This window comes from Streptomyces ardesiacus, from assembly GCF_003112575.1.
Lineage (GTDB): Bacteria > Actinomycetota > Actinomycetes > Streptomycetales > Streptomycetaceae > Streptomyces > Streptomyces ardesiacus.
In genome coordinates, this window is record NZ_BEWC01000001.1 from 1,170,230 (window position 1) to 1,186,278 (window position 16,049).

General features: G+C 73.7%; 18 protein-coding genes. 4 read left to right on the forward strand and 14 right to left on the reverse strand.

All coding sequences use genetic code 11. The annotated features are described in order from the left end of the window. Positions 1–326 precede the first annotated feature (326 nt). On the forward strand, positions 327–611 hold the full coding sequence (locus Sdi02f_RS05055) for a hypothetical protein (RefSeq protein ID WP_030403034.1): 285 nt from the start codon (positions 327–329) through the stop codon (positions 609–611). Between the two features lie 18 nt (positions 612–629). On the opposite strand, the gene Sdi02f_RS05060 is transcribed toward Sdi02f_RS05055, so the two are convergent. From Sdi02f_RS05060 to Sdi02f_RS05095, 7 genes are all read right to left on the reverse strand, one after another. Then, a complete protein-coding gene (locus Sdi02f_RS05060) occupies positions 630–1,892 on the reverse strand; it encodes an arginine deiminase (RefSeq protein WP_030403035.1) in 1,263 nt (420 codons plus the stop codon). A gap of 320 nt (positions 1,893–2,212) precedes the next feature. Further along, complete coding sequence (locus Sdi02f_RS05070; RefSeq protein ID WP_030403036.1) at positions 2,213–2,977, reverse strand: sulfite exporter TauE/SafE family protein; 765 nt, start codon at positions 2,975–2,977, stop codon at positions 2,213–2,215. A 13-nt stretch (positions 2,978–2,990) separates the two neighbouring features. Further along, positions 2,991–3,737: a GntR family transcriptional regulator gene (locus Sdi02f_RS05075; protein WP_234319870.1), complete on the reverse strand. Its 747-nt coding sequence runs from the start codon at positions 3,735–3,737 to the stop codon at positions 2,991–2,993. A 124-nt stretch (positions 3,738–3,861) separates the two neighbouring features. After that, positions 3,862–4,725 carry a DMT family transporter gene (locus Sdi02f_RS05080; protein ID WP_030403038.1) on the reverse strand — a complete coding sequence of 288 codons (864 nt, stop codon included), beginning with the start codon at positions 4,723–4,725 and terminating at the stop codon, positions 3,862–3,864. A gap of 72 nt (positions 4,726–4,797) precedes the next feature. Beyond that, the gene (locus tag Sdi02f_RS05085; RefSeq protein ID WP_108932746.1) at positions 4,798–5,661 is read right to left on the reverse strand and encodes a hypothetical protein; all 864 of its coding nucleotides are present in this window, start codon (positions 5,659–5,661) and stop codon (positions 4,798–4,800) included. A gap of 154 nt (positions 5,662–5,815) precedes the next feature. Beyond that, positions 5,816–6,154, reverse strand: coding sequence for an SCO0607 family lipoprotein (locus Sdi02f_RS05090; protein WP_030403040.1), 339 nt, complete (start codon positions 6,152–6,154; stop codon positions 5,816–5,818). A gap of 91 nt (positions 6,155–6,245) precedes the next feature. Beyond that, complete coding sequence (locus Sdi02f_RS05095) at positions 6,246–7,262, reverse strand: hypothetical protein (RefSeq protein WP_108932747.1); 1,017 nt, start codon at positions 7,260–7,262, stop codon at positions 6,246–6,248. Positions 7,263–7,461: 199 nt separating this feature from the next. Here Sdi02f_RS05095 and Sdi02f_RS05100 point away from each other — a divergent pair, with 199 nt between their 5' ends. After that, on the forward strand, positions 7,462–8,625 hold the full coding sequence (locus tag Sdi02f_RS05100) for a GDSL-type esterase/lipase family protein (RefSeq protein WP_108932748.1): 1,164 nt from the start codon (positions 7,462–7,464) through the stop codon (positions 8,623–8,625). A 52-nt stretch (positions 8,626–8,677) separates the two neighbouring features. Here the strand turns inward: Sdi02f_RS05100 and Sdi02f_RS05105 are convergent, their stop codons facing one another. Together Sdi02f_RS05105 and Sdi02f_RS05110 are read right to left on the reverse strand one after the other, a co-directional pair. Continuing rightward, on the reverse strand, positions 8,678–9,379 hold the full coding sequence (locus Sdi02f_RS05105; RefSeq protein WP_031084945.1) for a type 1 glutamine amidotransferase: 702 nt from the start codon (positions 9,377–9,379) through the stop codon (positions 8,678–8,680). A gap of 25 nt (positions 9,380–9,404) precedes the next feature. Continuing rightward, a complete protein-coding gene (locus tag Sdi02f_RS05110) occupies positions 9,405–10,526 on the reverse strand; it encodes a lipid II:glycine glycyltransferase FemX (RefSeq protein WP_108932749.1) in 1,122 nt (373 codons plus the stop codon). 273 nt (positions 10,527–10,799) lie between these two features. On the opposite strand from Sdi02f_RS05110, the gene ku reads away from it, so the two are divergent. Beyond that, positions 10,800–11,852, forward strand: coding sequence for a non-homologous end joining protein Ku (gene ku, locus Sdi02f_RS05115; RefSeq protein WP_108932750.1), 1,053 nt, complete (start codon positions 10,800–10,802; stop codon positions 11,850–11,852). Between the two features lie 29 nt (positions 11,853–11,881). Here the strand turns inward: ku and Sdi02f_RS05120 are convergent, their stop codons facing one another. The 3 genes from Sdi02f_RS05120 to Sdi02f_RS05130 form a co-directional block, all read right to left on the reverse strand. Then, a complete protein-coding gene (locus Sdi02f_RS05120; protein WP_108932751.1) occupies positions 11,882–12,730 on the reverse strand; it encodes an RNA polymerase sigma factor SigF in 849 nt (282 codons plus the stop codon). Between the two features lie 114 nt (positions 12,731–12,844). Continuing rightward, positions 12,845–13,774, reverse strand: a complete 930-nt coding sequence (locus Sdi02f_RS05125; RefSeq protein WP_030401369.1) for an anti-sigma factor RsbA family regulatory protein — start codon at positions 13,772–13,774, stop codon at positions 12,845–12,847. Continuing rightward, positions 13,771–14,124 carry an STAS domain-containing protein gene (locus tag Sdi02f_RS05130; RefSeq protein WP_030401368.1) on the reverse strand — a complete coding sequence of 118 codons (354 nt, stop codon included), beginning with the start codon at positions 14,122–14,124 and terminating at the stop codon, positions 13,771–13,773. Before Sdi02f_RS05130 ends, Sdi02f_RS05125 begins: the two co-directional genes overlap by 4 nt. A 175-nt stretch (positions 14,125–14,299) precedes the next feature. On the opposite strand from Sdi02f_RS05130, the gene Sdi02f_RS05135 reads away from it, so the two are divergent. Then, on the forward strand, positions 14,300–14,656 hold the full coding sequence (locus Sdi02f_RS05135; RefSeq protein WP_167458119.1) for a PRC-barrel domain-containing protein: 357 nt from the start codon (positions 14,300–14,302) through the stop codon (positions 14,654–14,656). Positions 14,657–14,775: 119 nt separating this feature from the next. On the opposite strand, the gene Sdi02f_RS05140 is transcribed toward Sdi02f_RS05135, so the two are convergent. Continuing rightward, a complete protein-coding gene (locus Sdi02f_RS05140) occupies positions 14,776–15,339 on the reverse strand; it encodes a Dps family protein (RefSeq protein ID WP_030401366.1) in 564 nt (187 codons plus the stop codon). A 95-nt stretch (positions 15,340–15,434) separates the two neighbouring features. After that, positions 15,435–16,040, reverse strand: coding sequence for a flavodoxin family protein (locus Sdi02f_RS05145; RefSeq protein ID WP_030401365.1), 606 nt, complete (start codon positions 16,038–16,040; stop codon positions 15,435–15,437). Positions 16,041–16,049 lie beyond the last annotated feature (9 nt).

Consider the following 16,049-nt stretch of genomic DNA (forward strand, 5'->3'; position numbering starts at 1 on the left):
TTTCCCCGTTTCCCGTTTCCCGTTTTCCCGTTTTCCCGTTTTCCCGTTTTCCCGTTTTCCCGTTTCCTGTTTTCCCGTTTTCCCTGTTTCTTCGTTCCGACGGTACGACCGGCTCCGGGAACGCACCACTCGTACGGACCAGCGGACGGGACGCCGGGGCCGCCCGCCTGCGGATCTGCCCGGCGGACGGGTTCGTGCGACAAGACGCCGATTGCATCCCCCGTGTGGTCCTCGCGCCGGCCCGCAACCGCCGCCGGCGCCGCGGTGTCTCATGCCGTCGAGAACGGCGACCCGACCGGGCGACCCATCCAGTGGAGGACCGCGGTATGCACACGACGACTGCTCCGAACGCCGCCGCCCCGACGCGCTCGCGCGCCTGCGACACCCGGGGCGACTTCCTGCTCCAGCCGCCCGACCCCGCCGAGCGCGTCCCCTGCCGCGTCGACCCCGTGGACCTGCGCCGCCTGGACCTGCTCGCCCTGCTGACCGCAGCGGGCATCGCGCCCTCCGCAGGCGACCGGGCCGCCATCGACCAGCTCAGCGTGCTCCCCGGCAGCGTCCACACGGCACTGCGCCGGTGGCTGGAGCAGGCGTACGGATTCTGCCGCTGAGGCCGGCGGCCGACGGCGTCAGAAGTCCACGGGGTCCCGCACCAGCGGACACGTCATGCAGTGCCCGCCGCCGCGTCCCCGGCCCAGCTCCGCACCGACGATGGTGTGGACCTCCACCCGGGCCTCGCGCAGCAGCGCGTTGGTGAGCGTGTTGCGGTCGTAGGTGAACACCACGCCCGGTTCCACCGCCACGGCGTTGTTGCCGCCGTCCCACTGCTGGCGCTCGGAGGCGTAGGCGTCGCCGCCCGTCTCCACCACCCGCAGCTTCGGCACCCCGAGGGCCTTGGCGACGACGTCGACGAAGGGCGTCGTGCCCTCGTCGACGACGTCGAAACCCGGGGCCCGGTCGCCGGGGCGCAGCGAGAAGGTGCGCACCGCATCCATGATGCGCGGGTAGAGGGTCACCACGTCGCGGTCGGCGAAGGTGAAGACGGTGTCCAGGTGCATGGCGGAGCGCAGCTTCGGCAGCCCGGCGACGACGACGTGCTCGGCGGCCCCGCCGCGGAACAACGCGGCGGCGACCTGGGTGACGGCCTGCCGGGAGGTGCGCTCGCTCATGCCCATGAGGACGACCCCGTTGCCCACGGGCATGAGGTCGCCGCCCTCCAGGGTGGCCTGGCCCCAGTCCCGTTCGGGATCGCCCCACCACACCGTCGAGCCCTTGAAGTCGGGGTGGAAGGTGTAGATCGCCTTCATCAGCAGCGTCTCGTCGTGGCGTGCGGACCAGTACAGCGGGTTGAGGGTGAGGCCCCCGTACAGCCAGCAGGTGGTGTCCCGCGTGTACAGGGTGTTGGGCAGGGGCGGCATCAGGTACTCGCGGGCGCCGGTGGCCTCCCGGGCCAGGGCGAGGTGCGGGGAGCGGAAGTCCTCGGGCAGGTCGCCGGTGGCGAGCCCGCCGACGAGGTACTCGGCGAGTTCCCTCGGCGAGAGGGTCTCCAGATAGGCGCGCGTCGCGTCGACGAGCCCGGTGCCGACCTGGTTGGCGGTGATCTTCCGGTCCAGGAGCCACGCCTTCGCCTCCGGCACCGCCATGATCTGCGCCAGCAGGTCGTGCAGCTCCACCACCTCCACCCCGCGCCGGCGCAGCTCACCGACGAAGGCCGCGTGGTCGCGCTGGGCGTTCTCCACCCACATGACGTCGTCGAAGAGCAGTTCGTCGGAGTTGGTGGGCGTCAGCCGCCGGTGCGCCAGCCCGGGGGAGCACACCAGGACCTTGCGCAGCCTGCCGACCTCGGAATGGACGCCGAGCGCCGGCTTCACTGCGCTCTCGTTGCTGGTCACACGGCCTCCTTGAAGGATGCGGTACGAGGCGGGAAGGAGCGGGGGACACGACGCACAGGCTGATCCACCCCGGCCACCGGGGCGACGAGGCCGAGCACCGCGCCGGTCACGGGGAGGGCCGGGGCGCCGGGTTCACCGGCGGAGAACAGCCGACGGCCCCTGCTCCCGGCAGGCCGTCGCGGTCGGGGCGGAACCCCGCCTTCGCGAGGGGCGGGGCCGCGCCGTCGACGTCTGGAGCAGCGGCCTGCGACATGCCGTCCCTCCGGCCGGCCGGCCGATGGTGACCACTGTGCACCAGGTGGTCGCCGCGGGCATCTCGGTCAGCCGTGCAGGGCGAGATACGGGGCGAGCGCGAACAACGTCGTGATCAGGGCGTACTTCAGGTGGCGCGTGGGCAGCGCGTGCGCGATCCGCCAGCCCAGCAGCACGCCCGCCAGCTCGGGGACGCCGACCAGTACCGCCAGCGGCCAGTCGACCGCCCCCTGGGCCACGTAACCCACCGTCCCGACACCGGCGATGACGACGGACTGCGCCTGGGCCGAGGCGAGGGACTCCAGCACGGGCACGCCCAGGGCGACGAGGAGGGGGACGGTGAGCATCGGCCCGCCGATGCCGACGACCCCGGCCGCGACGGCCACCGCGAAACCCATCCCCGCCACCACCGCCGTCGGCGGGTGCGCCCGAGGCGCGGCCGGGCGGCGACGCTCCCGGAACCAGACCAGGGCCGCCACGCCCGCCACGAACACGCCGAGCACCAGCCCGAACATCCGCTCGGACACGGACGAGTTGACCAGGACGCCCAGCGGGGTGCCGACGACCGCGCTCACGGCCAGGACCAGCGCCGTGCGCCGGGTGGCGGGCTCGCGCAACTGCCCGGAACGGGTGAAGGCGGCCGTCGCGAGCAGCCCCGTGGCGACATGGGTGACGATCGCGGTGCCGGCCACCTGTGCCGGCGTCAGGCCGGTCAGGGCGAACAGGCCGATCGTGGGCAGGACCCCGCCCGGTCCGACCGCCGTGATGCCCACCCCGCCGGCCAGCCCCAGCAGCGCCAGGGCCACCAGCACGGGCACACTCGAACCGGCCATCGCCGGCCTCCTCTCACGTCGTCGGCGGGCCGCCACGGCGCAGCGTGGCCCGCAGGGTCATCCGGTCCGCACGGATCCGGATGCACTCCACGTCCACCGGCCGGCCGTCCGCCGAGCGGGTCAGGCGCTCCAGGGCGAACACCGCCGCCCCCGGCTCGATCCCCAGCAGCCGGGCCGTGCCGGGGTCCGCGCTGACGGCGTGCACGGCCACCTCGGCCCGTCCGAGCGGAACGCCCGCGGCCTCCTCGATCAGCCCGAACACGTCCCGCTCCCGCAGGTCCCCGGCGAGCACGGCACGGCCGACGCCGGCCGTCAGCCAACTGGTGTCCAGCGACAACGGCAGCCCGTCCAGCCACCGCAGCCGCTCCACGTACACACCGCCCGCCCCGGCCGGCACCTCCAGCCGGGTGGCGACCGCGGCGGGCAGGACGGACACCTCGGCCGCCACCCGCACCTCGTTGGTGACGGTGCCGCGCCCGGCCAGTTCCTCGGCCAGACCGGCCAGCCGGTCGAGACCGTGCCCGTACTTCGGCAGCAGCACCGTCGTGCCGATCCCGCGCCGCCGGGTGATCAGGCCTTCCTCGCGCAGCAGGGCGAGGGCGTCCCGCACGGCGTTGCGCGAGGCGCCGAACCGGCGGCCCAGCTCCCGCTCGTCGGGCAGCGTGCCGTCGGCGAAGGCGCCGTCCGTGATCTGCTGCCGCAGCCCGTCGGCCAGGTGCCGGGCCCGCTCGGCGCGCGGCCGTCCCACGTGCTGGTCCATGCCGCTCACGGTAACCCGGGCCATGTTTCGCCGATGTTACGCCACCCTCATTGACCTGCGGAAACGACTGACCTGCGGATTCCCGGGAGGCGCGGCGCCCTTCGCCACCCGGCCCGCGGGACGCTCACCGGGCGGCGCGCAGATCCACGCCGCGCCGGGCCAGCTCGACGACTCCCACGACGACGAGTGCCACGCCGAGCAACTGCGGCAGGACCCACCAGTCGCCGCGCAGGTCCTCCTCGTACAGGATCACGCCGAGCAGCAGACTCACCGTCGCGTCGCCCAGGGTGAGCGCGGGCTGGGAGGCGACGAGCGGACCGCCCTGCATGGCGTGCTCCAGCAGGAGGACGGCGCACACCCCGGCGAGGGCGAAGCCGTAGGTCTGCCAGGCGGTGAAGAAGCCGACGACGCCGTCCAGCTCCAGGGCGCGCATGGACTCCTTCATCAGGGCGGCCGTCAGCGCGTAGCAGACCGCCGTGGCCGCGCCGAGGCACCCGGCGCGGGCCTTGCCGACGGGCCGCTTGAGACCCACCGCCGCCAGCAGTACGGCCGCCCCGGCGCAGGCCACCAGCGCCGGAACCCAGCGGGCCAGCGGCACGTCGTCGCTGCCGCCGCCCGGCGAGGCCGAGGCCAGTGCGACGCCCAGCCCCACGACCACCCCGCCCACGGCGAGCCACAGGGTCTCCGGCATCCGATTGCCGGTCAGCAGCGAGGCCAGCAACAGGGCCAGCGGAAGTTCCAGCACGAACAGGGGCTGGACGAGTGACATCGGCCCCGTCGCCAGGGCCACCGCCTGCCCCGCGCCGGCCGCCACCACGGCCAGCATGCCGCCGAGCCACACCGGCCGCCGCAGCAGATCGAGGACGAGCCCGGGACGGAAGCCCTGGGACTGCGGCACGCTCAACGCGGCGCGTCGCTGGAGCACGGTGGCCAGCGCGTTGCTGAACGCGGCGAGGAGTGCGAAGAGCACCGGCAGGACAACACCCATCCACCGATACTCACCCGGTTCTCCTCCGGCCGCGTGTCGCGTGCCGCCGCGAGGCGGGGCGGCGGAGGCAGGTCAGGTGCCGCTCGGCACGGACGGGGCCTCCGCCGCGGTCTCCTTCTGCTGCGCGGGCGCGGGCGCGGGCGCGGGCGCCGGTGCCGGTGCCTCGGTGGCGGTGTAGTAGACCGAGGTGCCCTGCTTGGTGCGCTGGGCCTGGTTCCTGGCGACGAGCCCCTCGAGCGTGGTGCGCACGACCGTGGTCTTGACGGTACGCCCGGTGTGGGCCTCGCCCAGCGCCGTGGCGACCTCGGCGGCGGAGCGCGGTTCCCGCTGCCCGGCGAGGTGCTCGCGCACCAGCTCCACCAGCGTGGGCCGGGCGGGCGCCTTCTTCGCCGCGGACTTCGCGGCGGACTTGGCGCCGGACTTGGCGGCGGGCTTGGTGCCCGACTTGGCGGTCGTCTTCGTGGACGCCTTGGTGGGGGCCTTGGCGGGTGCGCCCGCGGGTGCCCCGGTGGCCGCCTTGGCCTGGGTCTTGGCGGCCGGTCCGGCGGCCTTCTTGGCGGCCGGCTTCGCGGCGGGCCCGGCACCCGTCTTCGACGCGGTGGCCCGCTTGGGGGAGGATGCGGCCTTCTTGCCCCGCGTCCGCCGGCCCGCGCCCGGCCCGGCCGCCGTACCGCCCCTCGGTGCGGGCACGGTGGCCGCCCCGGCCGCGGGCTCCGCCGCGGCGGGCGACTGGGCCGGCGAGGTGATGCCGAGGGCCTGCTGCATGTTCACCAGCAGGGCGTGGTCGTGCTGCAGCGCGGCCAGTTGCTGCTGGAGAGCCGTGATCTCCGCGCTGACACGTTCCTGCTCCTTGACGTTGCGCTCCAGGTCGTCGTTGACCTGGACGCTGTACTGCGAGGCGAGTTCCGTGGCGGACTGCATCGTGCTCTCGGACATGGTGTGGACTCTCCTTGGTTCACGGCCGTGAAGGCTGACGCGCAGCCCCGGTTGGTGCCCTGTGCGCTGCCGAGTCGGTATACCACGTATGGCCGCTGTCGTGGTATGTGCCGCCGCAACCTCGCCCACGTGTTCGGGCCGTGGAGAGCGGCGGTCACCCGCCCTGGGGCACCTCCACGATCTCGCCGTTCTCGTCGACGGTGTGCGTCTGCCAGTAGGTGTCCCACTTGTCACCCACGTGTTCGGGGACCTTGCCCTCGGGGTAGCGGGTGTAACCCTTGGGCGGCTCCTCGCCGTTGGGCACACAGGCCCCGCCGGTGCCGCCGACGGTCATGACCGGGTACTCGCCACCGCCGCAGGTGGCGTCCTCCATGGAACAGCCCGTCAGGACCGCCGCGCCGACGGCACACACCAGGAGGAGGCCGCGGGCGGACCGCGCGGAGCGGCCGGCACGCGCGGCCGAAGGGTGGTGGACTCGGTTGCTGATACGCACGGTTGACTCCCTGTCGGTGACTCGTGCGGCAAGCGTCCCCCGGGGGAGGGAAGCACCTCATGAGTACGAGTACTCAATCGGACGAGTCCTCCTACCTGACCGGGCCGCCCGAACGGTCCACCCGGCGCGCGCTCGCCCGTGCCTCCCGCTCGGCCTCGGTCACGGCGTGCGCGGCCGCACGGTCCCGCTCCTCGGCCTCCCGCCGGTCCCGTGCGGCACGGTCGAGGTCCTCGCGTGCCGCGCGCAGCCGCTCCTCGGCGGCTTCCAACGCCGCCTGGGCCCCGGCGAGTCGGTCGTCGGCCGCGTGGAGAGACGTCTCGGCGTCCGCCTGCTCCGCGCGCGCCGCGCGCAGGCGTTGCCGGGCCCGCTCGGCCTCCTGCTCGGCCCGCTCGCGTTCCTCCCGCCGTCTGCGGCGCCGCTCGGCGAGTTCGTCCTTCGCGCGGGTCCCGGACGCGGCGCGGGACGACTTCGGGCGCGGTGCCGGCTCCGGGCCGGGCCGGGCGGGCGGGGCCGCGGCGGTCCCCGAGGGGAAGGCCGAGGGCGGGGTCAGGGAGACCTCCAGACGTGCCCCGGCCCACTGGCCGGCCGCGTCGGAGTCCGCGAGGACCGCGCGCAGCGTCGACTCGACCTCCCGCTGAGCCGCCTGGGAGAGCCGGTGCCCCGCCTCGTCGGCGAGCTGCGCGGCCTGCCGGGAGAGGGCGGCGACGATGCGCCGGCGCTGCGCGGAGAGTTCCTTGAGCCCGTCGGCGTCCAGGGTGCGGTGTGCCTCACGCAGCGCCTGCCCCAGCGCCAGGAACCGCCGGGTCTCCTCCGGCCGGGAGCGTGCCAGCAGGTTCGCCGCCCAGGCCGCGAGCGTGGGCCGGCGGGCGGCGTGGATGCGGCGGGCGTCCTCCTTGCGGCCGGCCGTTCTGGAGGCCGCGGCGCGTTCCTCGCGGTGGGCGACGAAGGCGGGCGGGGGCGTGACGTAGAGCTCGTCCAGAACCTGCTCGACCTGCTCGCCCTGGTCGGCCTGCTCGCCCTGGCCGGCCTGCTCGCCCTGGTCGGCCTGCTCGGCCGCTCCCGCGTCCCGGCCGCCCTTCCGGCCGTTACGCCCGCCCTTGCGCTGCATGGCCCGTTGCCTCCGACTCCGCCGCCTCGTCGTCGCCACCTGCGTCCATGCGTCCTGTCTACGGTCGCCCCGGCCGTGCCGCGACCCGGACGGGGCCCCCGGGCTTCTCCTCTCAGCCATTTGCCTAATGCGGTTAGGTTTATGCATAATCGACGAAGGAAAGAGCGACCGGGCACGACGCACCACAGCCGGAGGCGACATGAGCACCACGGACGACTGGATCACCACGCCGATCACGGCCGACCTCCTGCGGGGTGCGCTCGACCTGGAGCGCACCGAGCGCGGTCTGCTGCCCCACCGGCTGCCCGCCCGGGCCCGCGCGCAGAACAACGACGGCCAGTTGGCCATGGCCGAGTCCCAGCCCTCCGGCGTACGCCTGGCCCTGCGCACCCGCGCCACCGCCCTCGAACTGGACACGCTGCCCACCAAGCGGGTCTACGCGGGCGCCCCGCCACGCCCGGACGGCGTGTACGAACTGCTCGTCGACGGCCGTCCGGCGGGCCGGGGCAGCGTCGCGGGCGGCAACACCCTCACCATCGACATGACGACCGGCACGGTGGATCTCGAACCCGGCCCGGCCGGCACCCTCCGGTTCACGGACCTGCCCGGGGGCAGCAAGGACATCGAGATCTGGCTGCCGCACAACGAGACCACCGAACTCGTCGCCCTGCGCACCAACGCCCCCGTCGAGCCCGGCCGGGACCCCGGCCGCCGGGTCTGGCTGCACCACGGCAGCTCGATCAGCCACGGCTCCGACGCCGCGGGCCCCACCACCACCTGGCCCGCCCTCGCCGCCTCCCTCGGCGGCGTGGAACTCGTCAACCTGGGCTTCGGCGGCGGCGCCCTGCTCGATCCGTTCACCGCGCGGGCCATGCGCGACACCCCCGCCGACCTGATCAGCGTGAAGATCGGCATCAACGTCGTCAACGCCGACCTCATGCGGCTGCGTGCCTTCGGCCCCGCCGTGCACGGCTTCCTCGACACCGTCCGCGAGGGTCACCCCACCGCCCCGCTGCTGGTCGTCTCACCCATCCTGTGCCCCGTCCAGGAGGACACCCCCGGTCCCCTCGCCCCCGACTTCAGCGGGGGCGGGGTGCGGTTCGTCGCCACGGGCGACCCGGCGGAACGCGCGAGCGGGAAGCTGACCCTGAACGTCATCCGGGACGAGCTGTCCCGGATCGTGCGGGAGCGGGCCGCCGAGGACGAGAACCTCCACCACCTCGACGGCCGCGAGCTCTACGGAGCGGCCGACGCGGTGGACCTGCCGCTGCCCGACGGCATCCACCCGGACGCCGCGACCCACCGCCTCATCGGGGAACGCTTCGCCGAACTGGCCTTCGCCGGCCGGGGCGCCTTCGCCTGACCGACGTGGGTCCGGGCCCCCACGTGCCGCATCCGTACGCACGAGCCCGTTCTCACGCCCCGGCGACGACCGAGGCGAAGCGCCTGGCCACCTCGTGCCAGACGGCCTCGGACGCGGGCTCGTCCAGCTCCGCCCGGCGGCACAGCTCCACCGGGTCCAGCCCCTGGGCGCGGAGCCGGCCGGCGTCCCACGCCCTGACCCGGTCCGCCCCCGCCTCGGGATGGAACTGCACGCCCCACGCCCGCTCGCCGACCCGGAACGCCTGGTACGGGCACCGCTCGCTCGCCATGAGCCACACGGCGCCCGGCGGCAGCGCCGTGATGGCGTCCACATGGCGCTCGATGGCCGTCACCCGCTCCGGCAGCCCCCGCAGGAGCGGGTCGTCCCCGGCCTCCCGCCGCAGCGTCAACGGCGTGCTGCCCATCTCGGGCTCACCGTGCGCGCCCCGCACCGTGCCGCCCGCGACCTGGGCGAGGAGTTGCCCGCCCAGGCAGATGCCGAAGACCGGCGCACCCCGCTCCAGCGCCTTTGCGACCAGCGCCCGGGTGGCGGCGAGCCAAGGGGCGCGTGCGTCGTCGTCGGGCAGGTAGCCGCCGCCGAGCACCACGACGCCGTCGTGGTCCGGACGCCGGGGGAGCGGCGCACCGGCGTACGCGTGCACCACGTCCAGGGCCACCCCTTCCGCGGTCAGCCAGTCGCCGAACCGGCCCGGCCCGCCGCCGCGGTGGTTCTGCACCACCAGGAGCCGTGACATCTCCCACCCCCTCGCCGCGCGCCCCTCAGCGGCGCGCCAGATACAGGGCCACCGCCCTGTGCAGCACCCTGTTCAGCGGATAGTCCCACTCACCCAGGTACTCGACGGCCTGCCCGCCCGCGCCGACCTTGAACCGGAGCAGTCCGAGCAGGTGGTTGTCCTCGTCCAGTGTGTCGGTGATGCCGCGGAAGTCGTAGACGGCCGCGCCCAGTTCACGGGCGTCGCACATCATGCGCCACTGAAGGGCGTTGTTCGGCTGCACCTCGCGCCGGCGGCTGGTGGAGGCGCCGTAGGAGTACCAGACGTGTTCGCCCACCGTCAGCATCGTGGCCGCGGCCAGCACCTCGCCGTCGTGGTGGGCGAGGTACAGGCGCATGCGGTCCGGGTCCTCGGCCGTCAGCGCGGTCCACATGCGCCGGAAGTAGGCGAGGGGGCGCGGCACGAACCGGTCCCGCTCCGCGGTCTCCACGTACAGGTCGTAGAAGGTGGCCAGGTCCTCCTGGTCGCCCCGGACGACCTTGACGCCGGCCTTCTCGGCCTTCTTGACGTTCCGGCGCCACTGCTGGTTGAAGCCGTTCCGCAGGTCCTCCTGCGAGCGTCCCGCGAGCGGCACCTGGCACACGTACCGGGGCTGGCCCGCGGCGAAGCCGTCCTCGCCGCCCGCCGCGGTGCGCCGCCAGCCCATCCGCAGCAGCCGCTCGGCGACGTCCGCCGTCCCGGGCTCGCGCACCGTCGCCTCCACGTCGCCCAGCCGCCGGGCCCCCGGGTCGGCGATCGCCGCCTTCACGGTCTCGGCGCTCCAGCGCCGCGTCACCACCGGCGGCCCCATCCGCACGGTGAACGCGCCGCGCTCCCGCAGGTGCGCGAGCATCGGCTCCAGCCACCGCTCCAGGGTGTCCGCCGACCAGTCGACGACCGGCCCCTCGGGCAGGTAGGCCAGGTACCGCTTGAGCCGTGGCAGCGGCCGCAGCAGCACGAGCCCGGCACCCACCAGTTCACCGTCCTCGTCGAACCAGCCGAGGCTCTCCGCCCGCCAGTCCGGCTTCACGTCGCCCCAGGAGGGGACCTGCAGGTGACTCACGGAAGGCCGGGCCGTGACGAAGCGCAGGTGCTCCTCGCGGGTGATCGGCTTCAGACGAAAGCTCATGGGGCGTTCCCCTGTCCCTCTGTTCGGCTGTGGTGCGGTTCCGCGTCGGCGTCGTTCGACGGTGCGACGGGGAGACGGCCGGGGCGCCGGGCGCGGTCGCCGTCCCGCACCTCACAGGGAACAACGGGCGCCGCCGATCCGCGCGCTGTCGCCCGGCCGCCCACCCGTGTGCTCCGTCCGGCGCGCGGGGGCCCGTGCCGGATGGCAGCGTGACAGGGCCCGCCGGTGCGGGCAGGACCGGGCGGTGCGGGCGGCACACAGGGAGCGCAGGCCATGGCACGGGCGATCTGGACGGGGGTGATCACCTTCGGGCTGGTCTCGGTGCCCGTCGGTCTGTTCACGGCGACCGAGGACCACACGGTCCACTTCCACCAGTTGCAGCGCGGCACCTCGGACCGGATCCGCAACCGCCGGGTCAACGAACGCACCGGCAAGGAGGTCGGCCCCGACGACATCGTCAAGGGCTACGAGGTGAGCGAGGGCGAGTACGTCGTCGTGGAACCCGAGGAGCTCGACGAGGTCGCGCCGGGACGCTCCCGCACCCTCGAGATCACCGACTTCGTGGACCTGGACCGGATCGAGCCGGTCTACTTCGGCCGCACCTACTACCTGGCCCCGCGCGGCAAGGAGTACCTCAAGGTCTACGCACTGCTGCGCACCGCCCTCGCCGAGGCCGGCAAGGTGGGGGTCGCCACCTTCGTCCTGCGCAACCGGCAGTACCTGACCGCCCTGCGCGCCGAGGACGAGGTGCTGCTGCTCCAGACGCTGCACTGGGCCGACGAGGTGCGCGACCCCGTCGAGGAACTGCCGGAACTGCCGTCGGAGCGGGTGGGCCGCGGCAAGGAGCTGGACATGGCGCTGCGTCTCGTCGACGCCCTCAGCGGCGACTGGGAGCCCGCCCGTTACCGGGACACCTACCAGGAGAAGGTCCGTGAGCTGGTCCGGGCCAAGGCCGAGGGCGAGGAGGTCGCCGTCGCCGAGGAGGCGCCCGGGGCCACCAACGTCGTCGACCTGATGGAGGCGCTGCGCGGCAGCCTGGAACAGGCGCAGGACACCGGCGGCAAGCGGGCCGCCGGTGGGCGGAACAAGACCACCGCACCCGCCCGCTCCTCCCGCCGGGCCGGTTCCGAGTCGTCGGAGCGGGAGGAACTGGGGGAGTTGAGCAAGGCGGAGCTCTACCGGCGGGCCACCGAACAGGACGTCGCCGGCCGGTCGAGGATGAGCCGCCGCCAGCTCGTGGACGCGCTCAGCGGCAGTGGCAGCGGCGGCAGCAGCGGCAGCGGCGGCACGCGCGGCCGCCGCAAGAAGAAGACGACCGCCGCCTGAACCGCCCCGCCGGGGAGCCGGGCCCCGCCTCAGGCAGTGGTGAGCATGCCCTCGCGCAGCCTGGTCAGCAGCCGCGAGATCAGCCGGGACACGTGCATCTGGGAGACGCCGAGGCGCTCGCCGATGTCCTTCTGGGTCAGTTCCTCCACGAACCGCCAGTGGATGATCTGCCGGTCGCGTTCGTCCAGTTCGGCGATCATCGGGGCCAGGGCGTGGAAGTCGTCCACCAGGGCGAGGGCGGCGTCGTCGGTGCCGATGAAGTCGGCGAGCGCGGACTCGCCGTCCTCGCTGCCGTTGATGGTCGCGTCCAGGGAGGAGGAGTTGTAGCCGTTGGCCGCCAGCCGGGCCTCGACGACCTCGTCCTCCGGGAGGCTCATCAGCTCCGACAGCTCCTGGGTGGTGGGGTTGCGGCCGAGCCGGCTGCGCAGTTCCTCGGTAGCGCGGGCGAGCTGGACGCGGGCTTCCTGGAGGCGGCGGGGCACGTGCACGGCCCAGGAGGTGTCCCGGAAGAACCGCTTGATCTCGCCGACGATGTAGGGCACGGCGAAGGAGGTGAACTCGACCTCGCGGGTCAGCTCGAACCGGTCGATGGCCTTGATGAGACCGATCATGCCGACCTGGACGATGTCCTCCATCTCCTCCGGCCCGCGGCTGCGGAAGCGGCCGGCCGCGAAGCGGACCAGGGACATGTTCATCTCGATCAGCGTGTTACGGGCGTACTGGTACTCGGGCGTGCCCTCCTCCAGCACCGTCAGCTGCTCGAAGAACAGCTTCGACAACTCCCGCGCGTCCCTGGGCGCCACCTTGGACGGGTCCGCGATCTCCGGCATGCCCGTCGTCGTGGCGTGCTCGGTGGTCCCTGCGGTCGTCGTCGTCATGATGTGCCCTCCCGGTTGATCGGTCGTCGTGTCACCTTGTCGGCCGACGTCCGGTCGCCTACCCCCGGTCAGGCGGCGCACACATGGCGATACGCGGAAACGTCGGACGACGGCTCAGATGCCCAGCCAGAAGCGGATCGCCGTGCCCTCCTCGCCCGTGTGCACCCGCACCAGATCGGCGACGTAGTGGACGAGCAGCAGTCCGCGGCCCCCGATCTGACCGGGCTGCGCGGGCCGTCGGCCGGCGAGCGGATCCGTGAGCCGCCCGGCGTCGCGGACCTCGCACACCACCTGTCCCGCCTCGGCCCACACCGCCAGCGTTCCGCTGCCGCCGCCGTGGACCACGCTGTTGGTGGTCAGCTCGGACACCGCCAGTTCGGCGTCCTGCAGCCGCCGCCCGGCCAGCCCGAGCGAGGCGGCCCGGTCGACCGCGTAGCGGCGCGCCTGCGGAAGCTCCCCGGCCGCGAAGGCGAGGACGTCGGTGCCGGGCGGCCGGACGAGCGGCTCGTTGTAGCGGGCGACCACGGCCCGCCAGTCGTACGCCTCGCTGGCCCGCCTACGCCCCTGGGCGATGACCGTCGGGTGGGTGACCAGCGCGTCGGCCAGGACGCCCGCGGCCAGCCGGGTCTCGTCGTACGGGCACAGGATCGTCGCGGGGCGGTCCGCGAACGCGGCGTTGATCAGTGCCTCGTGCTGGGCGCACGCCGGGTACTCCGCGTCGCTGCGGCCGGCCCAGACCGGCTCGCCGACGATCCGCACCCGGGTCCCGGCGTGCGCGTCGGCGAAGGCGCGCAGCACGCCCGGGATGATCCGCCCCGGGTTGCGCCCGGCCTCGGTCATGTCGAGGAGGGTGACGTCCCCGGCGTCCGGCCCGAGCCCCTCCCGCACCAGCTCCAGGCGGGGGCCGGGGACGGCCACCGCCACCGGCTCGCCCGCGGCCAGTCCCTCCCGTACGAACGCCACCGTCCGGTCGGTGTACTCGGCCTCCGAGCGGTAGAACAGCGCCGGATGGGCGAAGGTCTCCTCGGTGGTCACCGTGCTCATCGCGGCGTCACCTCGATCCGGTGCAGGGACGGCCAGAAGAGGTCCAGCACTCGCGGCAGTTGCGGGGGCGGCCGTTCCACCACGACCCGTCCGACCGGCAGGTTCATGGCCGTGAGGGCCAGCGCGGACACCCCGGCCACGTCGACGAACCGCAGGCCGGACAGCTCCACGTAGGACACGTCGGTGTGCCGCCGGGACAGCTCGGTCAGCGCGTTCTCCCAGGGCAGCCGGGTGCTCACGCCGATCTCACCGCTGGCACGGATGCCGGGGCGGCCGGACAGCGGGCCCACGTCCAGCACCGCACCGGTCCGTACCCGGGCCGATCCGCCCGGAATGCCTGCGCCGTCCACACTCGAACCCCCTTCGGAACCTGCCGGGCGCGCCGCCGGGGCGCTCCGTCCGGCCAGGCAGCCTATCCCGGACCGCCCTCCGTACGCCGGTGAGGGGACAAACAGGCGACAGCCGGGCGAAGCGGGGAACACGACAGTGAGCGCGTCCCCGGAAGGTCGGAAGGGAAGACTGGACATGTTCGAAGCCGAAAACATTCGTGACTGGCGCGGCCTGGACGTCGTGGACTACGACGGCCGCAAGATCGGGTCCCTGGAGTCCATCTACTTCGACACCCTCACCGACCGGCCCGCGTTCGCCACGGTCACGATCGGCCTGCCGACCCGACGGCGGCTCGTCTTCGTGCCCGTGGACAAGGCCACCGTGGGGCCGTCGTACCTGAAGGTGACCTACGACAAGTCCACGGTCAAGGACGCTCCCGGGATCGACCCGGACGGCGAGCTGGCCGCCGAGGACGAGGGCGCGGTCTTCGGCCACTACCACCTGCCCTACGAGCCGGGCAGCCGCGGCGAACGCCGCCTCGGCCGGCGCTGAGCGGGCCCGGGGGCTGTGTTCTCGGCGTTCTCGGTGTTCTCGGTGCTCTCGGTGTTCTCGCCGTTTCGCCGTTCTCGCCGTGCGGCCGGGACACGGCCCCCGGAAGCCCGCGCGCACCGTTACGAGACGTCCGCGCCGCGTTCCGCCGCCTCCGTCTCGGACGTCGCACCACCGGTCGCCAGGGCGCCGCCCGCGCTCTCCAGGTGCGCCCGCACGAACCACTGGAACTGCTCCAGGTCCCTGAGCTGTCCGATCAGCAGGTCCTCCGTGGCCGTGTCGATCTTTCCGGCCTCCTCGACCGCCGCGCGCATGCCCTCGACCACGCCGGTGTACACCACGTCGAGCGCGCCGAGGTGGGCGATGGCGTCCGCCCGTCCGATGGAGTAGTCGTCCCACTTCCGCTCGGCCACCAGCGCCCCGGGCGTGCCCTGGGCCACCCCGCCGAGCGCGGCGATGCGCTCGGCGACGTCGTCGGCCATGTCGCGCACCTGGTCGACCTGGGGGTCGATCATCTCGTGCACGGCGATGAAGTGCGGACCCACCACGTTCCAGTGCACGTGCTTCAGGGTCAGGTGCAGGTCGTTGAGGGCGTGCAGGCGCAGGCGCAGCACACCGATGAGCCGTCCGGCGGCCTCGCGCTCGATACCGGGGACCGTGTACTTCGGGGTCAGGTCGTGCGTCATGGCGGACCTCAGCTCCTCATGCGTTTCGTACGTCGTTGCTCGTGCTCGAATGCCCCGTATCCGCCCCGGCAGACATGCCCGGCCGGGCGCGGCGGTCAGGACGGCGGGGCGGGCAGCGGCATGGCGGCGAGGGCGCGGGCCGCGTGCACGAGGTTGGACGCCATGGCCCGGCCGGTGGACACCGACCAGTCGTGGCCGCGCTCGTCGTCGAGGAAGTCCGGACCGGGTCCGGGGCCGAGGTGCCAGTAGGTCCAGGCCTGGCCGGGAATGGTGTAGCCGATGTCCGCGAGCCCGCCGCTGATCTCGCTGATGACGTGGTGGGCGCCGTCCTCGTTCCCGGTGACCAGGACGCCCGCGACCCGGTTGTAGGCGACCGGGCGGCCCTCGTCGTCGGTCTCCCCGAGCATGGCGTCCATGCGCTCCAGGACCCGCTGGGCGACGGACGAGGGCCGTCCGAGCCAGGTCGGCGACGCGACGACCAGGATCTGCGCGGCGAGCAGCTTCTCGTGCACGCCCGGCCAGTCGTCCCCGTCGCCCATGTCGGTCGCGACCCCCGGTTTCAGGTTCAGGTCGACGGCCCGTACGACGTCCACCTCCGCCCCGTGGCCTTTGAGTGCCGCGATGACCGTGGCGGCGAGGGCCTCGGTGTTGGACGGCTGGGGTGAGGGCTTGAGGGTGCAGTTGATGACGAGTGCGCGCATGCCTCCCCC